Consider the following 11,416-nt stretch of genomic DNA (forward strand, 5'->3'; position numbering starts at 1 on the left):
GTTGTTATAATTTTGCAGCAATGAGTTCCACAACTAAAAATAAGTTTACAGAAGGGAAAATATTTAGCTCGCTATTAAGCTTGGCGCTGCCCATTATTTTTGCCAACATTCTTCAATCTGCCTATCAGCTCATCGATACGTTTTGGTTGGGAAGGTTGGGTGCCGATGCCGTTGCTGCCGTGAGTCTTAGTTTTCCTTTGCTATTCCTAGTGCTTTCAATTGGCTCAGGCCTTACCTTGGCCGGAACCGTTATGGTGGCACGCTATAAAGGTGCCAACAACCAAAAGGCGGTCGATTTCAGTTCGTCACAAAGTGTCTTTCTGATTTTATTAACCTCCATCTTTTTGGCCATCATAAGTTATTTTGCCTCTGGCCCCTTAATGAGAATTATTGGAGCTGGGCCGGACATTATCGAGGATTCGGTCACTTACTTTAAAGTCTCTTCCTTGGGCTTTGTGTTCCTATTCCTCTTTTTTATTTTCCAATCGCTTATGCGCGGTATCGGAAACGTGATGCTTCCTGTTTATATTGTGTTGTTCACGGTGATCCTCAATGCAGGATTGGATCCGTTGTTTATCTATGGCTATGGTCCTATCCCGGGCTACGGCGTGGCCGGAGCGGCAGTATCAAGTGTCGTTACCCAAGCTATTGCAGCCACTATCGGATTGATCATTATGTTCAGGGGGAAACACGGTATTAAAATTTCTTTAGCCTCCATGTATTTCAATATGGAAAATCTAAGGAGAACCTTCACCATTGGATTTCCGGCAAGCATTGAGCAATCCACGAGGGCTTTAGGAATGACGTTCATGATGGTGATCGTGACCAGTTTTGGAAGTGATATTGTAGCTGCTTACGGAATTGGCGCGCGCATGCTGAGCTTTATAGTAGTACCCGCATTGGGACTTGGCATTGCGACCACTTCGTTGGTGGGCCAAAACATTGGTGCCCTGAAGATTAAAAGAGCTGAAAAAGTGGCCAATCTGAGTGCCAAAGTGGCCTTCTTCGGGTTTACAGGCATGGGACTGATCATGTTTTTGGTGGCAGAACCCTTAACAGCATTCTTTATTCCCGATGATCCCCAAGTCATCCAAGATGGGGCGCTGTTCATTAAGATCATGTCCATAAGTTTTGGTTTCATGGGGCTACAACAGGTGATGAACGGCACCTTCAATGGGGCGGGGTTTACCAAAGCCTCCATGTTTATTTCCATCTTGGGCCTCTGGGTGGTGCGGTTTCCTTTAGCCTATATCCTGTCCTATACTTTAGCGATGGGCCCGGTGGGAATCTGGTGGGCGTTCCCCATCTCCAACATTATCGCCGGTACTGTGGCCTTTATTTATTTCAAAACTGGGTATTGGAAAAAAAGAGTCATTCGCGATCGGAGCTTTTTAACTGCGCATGAATAAAAGTATCATGAATCTTTCATTTGCTACAGCATTGTTGGTGGAAAACACCAACAATGGCACATGTTTTTAATCCTGTAGGCAGAGTAATTCTAGAATGCATCGTGAAAGACATCTCGAAAGCATATTATAAAAATCCTCCAAACTACTCAACACTTTGCAACCAGCGTTGCACATAGTCGTCATTTCGCGCATACCATTGTGTATTCATGGCATAAAAATATCCGTTGCGATTAAACTCAAAATCCCAGGTCCATCGGATCACACCTTTTTCATCTTTTAAGGCATTCGCTTTTTCAGTCTCAGTAAAATGCTCTGGTACTTTTAAAAATAGTGGCGTACTGATATCGAAAACCGTTTTTGAATGCGATTTTTTGCAGAACTTATCTACATCGGCATCGGATAGTTTTTTAATGGCAGCGGCGATTTTTTCTTGAATTTCGGTATTGGAATAGATTCTTTGGCTCATAATGGGGACTGAGATTATATGGGTTTAATTAACATAAATGGACTTCCCAAGTGGATCCCGGATGAGCTCAAATATTTGGCAAAAGTAAGCATATATAATTGTTGTTTTCTCTATAACTTATGATTAATTGGTTATTTAAGGCTTTTGATGTGGATAAGGGTAAAAGTGCGCTGGTTTAAAAACATTGAAATGGATAGAATTATTGGTGGAAAGAATGTTGGGAAAAAAACCAATAATAGCTGAATGGCAACTTGATCATGTTCCTGATAACCTTAGTTCGATATAAGGATCCTGAAGAGATGGAGGACAGCGAAAATTAGGAACGTGCGAAGTCTATTAAAGGTTGATATTCGTTGTTGTCGGCCAGTTTTATGGCTGTTAGATAATGAGCTCTGGCATCGCTCTCTTTAGAGAGATTCAAGGCTCCCCAAGAAAAAGGCTCTTCGTAGAAGAGTTTTTCAATAATAATATCTGCCATTAATCTGCTGTGTCTACCATTACCGTTAGAAAAACAATGGATGCTCACTAAACGGTGCTTAAAACGAATGGCTATTTCTATTGGTGGATAGGTACTGTTTTCAATCCAAAACAAGACATCGTCACAAAGCATTTTAAGTTGTGTTGGGATTTGATATTTATCTACTCCAATATTTTTTTCTGTTTTTCTAAACTTCCCTCCCCAAACCCAAATATTACCATACATCCGCTTATGTAGATCACAAATAAATTTTTCAGTAAATACGTGTTTTGCATTGAACTTTTTGCTAAATACCCATTGCATTGCTTCCTCAATATTAAGCTGTTCAAATTCATCCAGTTCAGATATTGTAGAGATGGTTTCTACCAATAAGCCCTCCTTTTCTTCATCATCAAGGGGAGTTTGGCCGTCTCTGTAATCCATGTCTAATCCCACAGTGTTTTAGGCATTTCGTTCTTGATAATTGCTGTACGTTCCTCTATAGCCATTTTAAGACGCTCTTTGGAGTTTTCTTGATCTTCCAACTTCATTGTGTTAGAAGTTCTACTGACAATTCTGATAGCTAATTCGCGAGCTTTGCGATCAATTAAGTCGTTTAAAGTTCCATCTTTTGGAACCAAACCGTAAACGAGTCGCATATCAAGAGCGTTAGCAGTGTCTTTTAAGGTTTTAAGCGTGACATTCCCTTCCTTTTCTCTTTTCTCAATCTCACGCACGCTTTGTTTAGTAATAGATAGTTTATCGCCTAATTGTAGCATTGTCATTCCTAAAGAAGTTCTTACCGCTTTAATCCAGCCGGTTGGAGGTGGCGTGATTTTCGCCGCGGTATTAAAGCCTTTTAACTTTCGGTCAAGTTGCTCTAATTGTAAGTTCTTTGTATTCATATCTTAATGTTTTTTTCTGATATATTTAAATCAAAAGTAAGCCTATGCATTGACTTATACAAACAAAAAGTAAACTTATAGACTTACTTAACCGTTAAATAGTAAGTCTGTACATTGACAATCTGTACTAACTGTAAAGTTTTAACCTCATAGTAAAAGTATATCAAACCTTAATTATACATTTATTTTTTGTTCAAAAATTGGCCCACAAAATTCTATACAATTAGGCAAGAAAATACCAAAGCAACAGATTACAAGTCTATTTAATGATTTCAGGAATTTAGAATTAGGTGAAGACTCTTAGCTAAAAACGCTAACATTAATATAGTTTTTTGTAGATGTCGCTCCTATGAGGCTCGTTTGTGATAAGTTATGCGCTTCAATTATCAGATTCTTCTTGATGCAGGTATTCAGACGTTTTGTGGTGTTACTCAAGAAATGATGGAATTCTCTGAATTATAGCATATAATCGGAGTTTTGGCAATATGGGACTTTAAAATTTTAACAAAACATTTTAGATCAGATCGGAAGTTTATATCTTCGAAATCTCGCGCGAGTAAATACTTGCTGTGGTGCACAAGCAAAAACCGAGTAAAACAGCGAAAATGACAACAAAATAGAATCTGAACAACCTATAATGAAATCAATTGCATTTATTGATATCGAGATTGATCCAAAGAACCGAAAGATTCTTGATATTGGGAGTATCAAGGGTGATGGCAGTTCTTTTCACAAAAATTCGATGAGTGACTTCATCCAGTTTTTGAACGGAACGCAGTTTATATGTGGACACAACATTTTGGCTCACGACATCAAGTATACTGGTAAAACACTCATCGATTCTGGCGTTAATCCGTCAAACATTATCGACACGTTGTTTCTCTCTCCCTTACTTTTTCCGACCAAACCGTATCATGCCTTATTAAAAGACGACAAGCTACAATCAGAAGACACAAATAATCCTTTGAATGATTCCATTAAAGCAAAAGACTTGTTTTATGATGAAATTGCTGCCTTTAATGAAACTGACGAAACCCTTAAACAAATTCTCTTTTTACTGTTGAATGACAAGAATGAATTCCAGTCTTTTTTTCGTTTTATAGCATTTACAACCGAAAACAACGACATAGAACAACTTATTCGTCAAAAATTTGAAGGCGAAATTTGCAATCATGTTAACCTTCCTAAAATAATTTCAGAGTATCCCATAGAGCTTGCTTACTGCTTATCGCTTGTAAACTCATTCATTCAGTACAAAAAAATTCATTCGATCACCCCGCCTTGGGTCCTCAAAAATTACCGTGAAGTTGAAAGAATTATGTTTCGATTGCGAAACCGACCTTGCGTTAGCGGTTGTGGGTATTGTAATCAAGCTTTGGATATACATAAGGGCTTGAAAAGCTTTTTTGGTTTTGATACCTATAGAACTTATGGCGGTGAGCCGCTCCAAGAGAAAGCGGTAAAAGCTGCAATTGATAACAAATCAATATTAGCTGTTTTTCCGACTGGCGGCGGAAAATCAATCACTTTTCAAGTGCCAGCATTCATAAGTGGAGAAGCTGTCAATGGTCTAACGGTTGTGATTTCTCCCTTGCAATCGCTGATGAAAGACCAAGTTGATAATCTTGAAAAAATTGGAATTACAGAAGCCGTAACAATAAATGGCTTACTTGATCCGATTGAAAGAGCAAAATCTTTCGAACGTGTCGAAGATGGTTCGGCAACTTTGCTATACATATCACCTGAATCCCTTCGTTCAAAAACTATTGAACGATTGATTTTGGGCCGAAAAATTGTTCGTTTTGTTATAGATGAGGCACATTGTTTTTCTTCATGGGGTCAAGATTTCAGAGTGGACTATCTGTATATTGGTGATTTTATTAGACAACTTCAGGAGAAAAAAAATCTTGAGGATGGAATTCCTGTTTCATGTTTTACCGCAACCGCAAAGCAAAAGGTAATTGAAGATATTTGTGAGTACTTCAAAGAAAAGCTTTCCCTTGACCTTGAAGTATATTCTTCCAAGGCATCACGAACAAATCTTGAATACAAAGTTTTTGAAAAGAGTAATGAGGAAGAAAAATATCAGACCGCCAGAGATTTGATTGAGGAGAAGAATTGCCCAACCATCATTTATGTTTCAAGAACTAGAAAAGCCTATCTGCTTGCAGAACGATTGAAACAGGATGGTTTCAACGCCAAGCCGTATCATGGAAAAATGGAAAAGCAAGAAAAATCTGCAAATCAAGATTCTTTTATTAATGGTGACACCCAAATTATGGTAGCCACCTCAGCGTTTGGAATGGGAGTAGATAAGAAAGATGTTGGCATGGTAATCCATTACGAAATTTCCGATTCACTTGAAAATTACATTCAGGAAGCAGGAAGAGCCGGTAGGGATGAAAATATTGTTGCGGATTGCTTCGTATTATTCAATGAAGAAGACCTCAGTAAACATTTCATTCTTTTAAATCAAACAAAACTTTCCATCAAAGAAATACAACAAATATGGAAAGCCATTAAATATATTACCAAATTCCGCTCAAAAGTATCAAACTCTGCTTTAGAAATCGCACGAAAGGCAGGATGGGATGACAATGTAGTAGAAATTGAAACCCGGGTAACGACCGCTATTGCGGCTTTAGAAAATGCAGGTTATTTGAGACGAGGCCAAAATATGCCTAGAATTTTTGCAAACAGTATCCTCTCTAAGAATTCGCAAGAGGCCATTGATAAAATCAATGCTTCAGAACGATTTGAAGAGAAGCAAAAAGAAAAAGGAATCCGGATCATCAAAAAGCTCTTTTCAAGTAAAAACAGAAAGCAATCTAATGAAGATCCTGCTGAGTCAAGAGTGGACTACATCAGCGATCATCTCGGAATAGTGAAAGAAGAAGTGATAAACATCGTCAATCTTCTTCGTGAGGAACATATTTTGGCCGATGCAAAAGATTTGTCTGCCTTCATCAAAAAGGGTGAAAGCAAGAACCGTTCTCTCAACATTGTTGAATCATTCGGCAAAATTGAAAATTTTCTGTTGTCGGTTTTTGAAGAGCAGGAACAAACATTTCACATCAAAGAGTTAAATGAGGAAGCCGAACATAAAGGCTGTGACGATGTATCCCCAAATAAACTAAAAACAGTCATCAATTTCTGGGCTATCAAGAATTGGATCAAGCGTCAGAACTTAGAATATTCAAAGAACCATGTTGCGGTACTTTGTCTTTATTGCAAGGAAACCCTAAAAGAGAAATTGGAGAAACGGCACGAATTAGCAAAATTCATTATAGAACTTCTCCATAGTAAAAGCCATCAGAATGTGATCCCAAATGAGATTGAAAAGGAAGAAGTATTGGTTGAGTTCTCAGTTCACGAATTAAAATCCGCTTATGAAAACCATCAAAGTCTATTCAAACATGATATTAGCATTGATGACATAGAAGATACTCTCTTTTATCTTTCACGGATTGAGGCTATCAAAATTGAAGGTGGTTTTCTTGTGGTTTATAACCGACTTACGATTGAACGATTAGAGCAGGATAATAAAATACGCTATAAAGTTGAAGATTATCAAAAGCTGAATCAGTTTTATGAAAACAAAGTTCAGCAAATCCATATTGTTGGCGAGTATGCCAATAAAATGATAAGTGATTACAAAGATGCTTTACAGTTTGTAGAAGATTATTTTCAACTCAATTACCAGTCGTTTCTCAATAAGTATTTCAAAGGTAGTCGTCAGAATGAAATCAAACGCAACTTGACACCTGCCAAGTTTAAGCAACTCTTTGGAGAACTTTCACCCACACAACTGAAAATCATAAATGACAATGAGTCTAAGCACATTGTTGTTGCTGCCGGGCCCGGGAGCGGAAAAACAAGAGTGTTGGTTCATAAACTTGCCTCGTTACTTTTGATGGAAGATGTGAAACACGAGCAATTGCTCATGGTGACATTTTCCAGAGCGGCAGCCACCGAATTTAAAAAACGATTATTAAAACTGATTGGTAACGCTGCCAACTATATAGAGATCAAAACCTTTCATTCTTATTGTTTTGATTTATTGGGAAAGGTTGGTAATTTGGAAAAATCAGATGCGATCTTAAAAAAGACAATTGATAAAATAAAGAATAGAGAAGTTGAGCCGAGTCGGATTACCAAAACTGTTTTAGTCATCGATGAAGCACAAGACATGAACGAAGACGAGTTCAATTTGATTAGCACTCTAATGGAACATAACGATGAAATGCGAGTCATTGCAGTGGGTGATGACGACCAGAATATCTATGGATTCAGGGGTGCAAGTTCAAAGTATCTTGAACACTTTATTAAAGCAAACCAAGCCACCAAGTATGAGCTGGTCGAGAATTATAGAAGCAAAAACAATCTTGTAGAATTTACAAATCAGTTTTTAGCAACAATTCAGCATCGTTTAAAAAGCATTCCAATAATTGCCAAACAAACCGACAATGGAAACATAAAGTTGATCCGTTATCAATGTGGTAATCTTATCACACCGCTTGTTCATGATATTCTTACCACCGGGCTTACTGGAACTACCTGTGTGCTCACAAAGACTAATAATGAAGCACTTCAAATCACAGGACTGCTATTAAAAAAGAATATGCCAGCAAAATTGATTCAGACAAATGACGGGTTCAGTTTATATAATCTTTTGGAAGTCAGATTTTTGTTGAATCAGCTGAATTTGAGTGATGATGTTTTTATAATCAGCGATGATTCATGGCAAAATGCCAAACGAAAATTGATAAACGAGTTTCGCAACAGTACAAATTTGGAGGTGTGCACTAACATCATTAAGGATTTTGAAGCAACCAATCCAAAAAAGAAATATAAATCTGATTTAGAAGTCTTTATTCGCGAATCGAAACTTGAAGATTTCTTTAATGAGAATGGTGAAATAATTTATGTTTCAACCATTCATAAAGCAAAAGGTAAGGAGTTTGATAATGTTTTTCTGATGCTTGAATACTTTAATTCGACTACAGACGAAACCAAGAGGCAGTTATATGTGGCCATGACTCGGGCAAAGCAGAATTTGACCATACACCTTAACACAAACATCCTCGACAATCTTTCAGCCGAAAATTTAAAACGGACAGAAGATCAGGAAATTTATTTGCCACCAAAAGAGATGGTCATGCATTTAACTTACAAAGACGTTTGGCTCGACTATTTCCTAAAAAGACAACATTTAATTTCTCAACTCTCAAGCGGAGATACTTTAACTCTGAAAGATGATGAATGTTTAAATACAAGCGGACAATCAATATTGAAATTTTCACAGTCCTTTTTGATACAAATTGAAAGCTTAAGGGAGAGGAATTATAAACTGAAAAGTGCAAAAGTAAATTTCATTATTTACTGGTTAAAGGAGGGAACTGAACAAGAAGTGAAAATTATGTTTCCCGAACTTTATTTTGAGAAACAACCGAATGAAGGTTAAAAAGAATGCAAGCACAAGGTGCCAACAATCACTATTATAACATGCGCTAAAAAGCTCCGAAATTTCATCAATTACATTCAATATAATTTTAGAAAATCATAGAGTTAGTCTCTTGAGATCCGTAAAACCTAAACCGTGCCTCGCCGAACCTTTCAGAAAAAAACCTATACATTTCAAACTCATCGTCAATCTACCCAAAAGCAAATATTAGAGTACATTAAAAAAGACTAATGGGTAGGAAAACAGTATCCGGAAAATAAGTCACTTCTGCTCCCATCCGGCAAACCGAGCGACGCACCTTCTCAATTAATTTTGTATCTTTCAAATAAATAAAAGATGCCCCTGTTGGACACTTCGTACGGGCGCTTAAACACTTCAAATCTCATAAATTAAAATGTAGCATATATATGTCCGCATCAACGAAAATATGGAGTGAAATTCCAAATATTGAACTCTTTACTGATGGAGGAGCCGAACCAAATCCAGGGAAAGGAGGTTTCGGAGTGATATTATCATATAAAGGGAGGCGAAAGGAGTTTTTTAAAGGTTATAGATTAACCACTAATAACAGAATGGAGTTAATGGGAGTAATTTTCGGACTTGAACAATTAAAGACAAAATCTAATGTTCAAGTTTTTACTGACTCCAAATATGTGATTGACGGAATTACAAAAGGTTGGGCAGAAAACTGGAAAAAAAATGGTTGGAAAAGAAAAAAAAACATACCAGCAATTAATAGCGATTTATGGGATAAATTATTAACCGTAATTTCTGAACACAATGTAGAATTTAATTGGGTTAAAGGTCATTCAGGGCATATAGAAAATGAACGGTGTGATACTCTTGCCAATAATGGGATAAACTCAAAAGAACTTATTGAGGATATCGGATATGAACCCCAGGAATTCAGTAAAGACGACAAATCAAGTTCTAACGCAACATTTACCAAGAACAGCAAAGTTAAAATAAAAAATGTTGGAGATGAATGTCGAAAATGTGGGGAATCTGTCATAAAGAAAACACCAAAAAACAAAAAGATTAAAGCAAATCAATCCTATTATTATGAATATTATCTGTTTTGTCCGTCCTGCAAAACTATGTACATGACAGAGGATGGAAAAAGAGAAATAAATAATGAAAACAGATTGTTTGAATAATTCTTTTTGCTAACATTGACAAAGGTTACACAACCGATACTCCATAAAATCAAAGTTTATTATTGAAGTGCTTTTTCAATTTTTTGGAATCCCTAACTTTAAACCTTTAGACCTCCCCTTTTTACATCCAATCGGTAATTTATTCCATATCCAACTCACTTTAATACTCAAACTAATTGTGTAATTTAGCACGTCCAGTTTGAAGCTGGCAGTAGGTCCATTTTTATACTTTAAAACCCTCATGAATGAAATACCGAAATAATATAGGGGCTTTGCTAATCACGGGAACACTTATCATCTCTTGCGCCTCGAATCCTTATGCCCCCACAAATAGAGTACATAAAAAGCAGGCTAAGGCACTCAGTAAAGAATTAAAAGTCCTACCTCCACCTTCACCGGGAACTACGGCCAAGTATAATTATGCCGAAGATTGGGTGGGCACTACAAATTTCAGTTTACGAAGACCTAATTTGGTGGTCATCCACCATACCGCTCAAAACTCTGTTGACCAGACGCTTAAAACATTTACCTTGCCACGGACGCAAGTCAGCTCGCATTATGTGATTGGAAGAAACGGTGAAGTGTATCATATGCTCAACGATCTTTATCGGGCTTGGCACGCTGGAAACGGCCAATGGGGCTCCAACACCGATATCAATTCCGCCTCTATTGGTATCGAATTGGACAATAATGGATTTGAAGAGTTTTCACCATTGCAGATGGCCAGCCTCCTGAACCTTTTGGAAGATCTCAAAACTAAATATAAAATCCCGGCCGCCAACTTTATTGGCCATTCGGATATTGCACCTACCCGTAAAAATGATCCGAATAGAACGTTTCCATGGAAGTTGCTCGCCCTAAAAGGTTTTGGATTGTGGTATGATGAACCTATTGATATTATTGGTGAGCCAGTGGAAGGCAGCAGCACTGCGGTTGGAATAGAACCATCAGAATTCGGTAGCGTTAGCAACGATTCAACGCCAAGCCCTAATTCAATAAGTCAAAATCCTGAATTATTGGATGTAAGCCCTCGGGTTGCTCTAAAAATAATTGGTTACGATGTGACCGATCTCCCCGCGGCAATCAAAGCTTTTAAACTCCACTTTATACAAACGGAAGTCGATACTACATTAACAGATTATGATTTAAAAGTGCTCAATAATCTTTATAAGAAATATTTGTAAAGGACGAGATTTAAAGGAATTCCTTTTGGTCATTGAAAGAGCGCAAGTGAGATCTCAGTACTAGGACTTTCTTCTTTACTATAACTCTGTATGGATTGCAAAACAAGGGATATAGTAGGGTATGGTTTGTTAAAACTTTAGAACACTCTCAAACGTTTAATATTACTGTTTCTTTAGATGTCGCCCCCATGAGATTGTTTGTGATAAAATATACACTTGTTACAAAGGTGTCATCCCTTTGGGATTTTTACTATGTCCGCCACTTTGTATTATCATAAAATGTACTTCGACCCTGCTCGATCTGACAATTATGCTTAACTAAACAATATTTAATTTAAAGAGGTTTCGACTGCGCCCAACCTGACAATTACGTT

At 37.3% G+C, this 11,416-nt stretch carries 7 protein-coding genes; 4 read left to right on the forward strand and 3 right to left on the reverse strand.

Annotation, left to right across the window (positions count from 1 at the left end; all coding sequences use genetic code 11):
- Positions 1–20: 20 nt before the first annotated feature.
- Positions 21–1,409 carry an MATE family efflux transporter gene (locus J4051_RS08520; protein WP_208233448.1) on the forward strand — a complete coding sequence of 463 codons (1,389 nt, stop codon included), beginning with the start codon at positions 21–23 and terminating at the stop codon, positions 1,407–1,409.
- 142 nt (positions 1,410–1,551) lie between these two features.
- Here J4051_RS08520 and J4051_RS08525 read toward each other — a convergent pair whose 3' ends face one another.
- The 3 genes from J4051_RS08525 to J4051_RS08535 form a co-directional block, all read right to left on the reverse strand.
- A complete protein-coding gene (locus J4051_RS08525; protein WP_208233449.1) occupies positions 1,552–1,875 on the reverse strand; it encodes a hypothetical protein in 324 nt (107 codons plus the stop codon).
- A 316-nt stretch (positions 1,876–2,191) separates the two neighbouring features.
- Complete coding sequence (locus tag J4051_RS08530; protein WP_236027315.1) at positions 2,192–2,776, reverse strand: mobile mystery protein B; 585 nt, start codon at positions 2,774–2,776, stop codon at positions 2,192–2,194.
- 2 nt (positions 2,777–2,778) lie between these two features.
- On the reverse strand, positions 2,779–3,237 hold the full coding sequence (locus J4051_RS08535; RefSeq protein WP_208233451.1) for a mobile mystery protein A: 459 nt from the start codon (positions 3,235–3,237) through the stop codon (positions 2,779–2,781).
- 637 nt (positions 3,238–3,874) lie between these two features.
- Here J4051_RS08535 and J4051_RS08540 point away from each other — a divergent pair.
- From J4051_RS08540 to J4051_RS08550, 3 genes are all read left to right on the forward strand, one after another.
- A complete protein-coding gene (locus J4051_RS08540; protein WP_208233452.1) occupies positions 3,875–8,701 on the forward strand; it encodes a RecQ family ATP-dependent DNA helicase in 4,827 nt (1,608 codons plus the stop codon).
- A gap of 407 nt (positions 8,702–9,108) precedes the next feature.
- Positions 9,109–9,858, forward strand: coding sequence for a ribonuclease HI (rnhA, locus tag J4051_RS08545; protein WP_208233453.1), 750 nt, complete (start codon positions 9,109–9,111; stop codon positions 9,856–9,858).
- 245 nt (positions 9,859–10,103) lie between these two features.
- Entirely contained in the window at positions 10,104–11,042 is a 939-nt protein-coding gene (locus tag J4051_RS08550; protein ID WP_208233454.1) for an N-acetylmuramoyl-L-alanine amidase, read from the forward strand.
- The last annotated feature ends 374 nt before the right edge of the window (positions 11,043–11,416 follow it).

Origin of the sequence: Gelidibacter pelagius, from assembly GCF_017581925.1 — a bacterium.
Lineage (GTDB): Bacteria > Bacteroidota > Bacteroidia > Flavobacteriales > Flavobacteriaceae > Gelidibacter > Gelidibacter pelagius.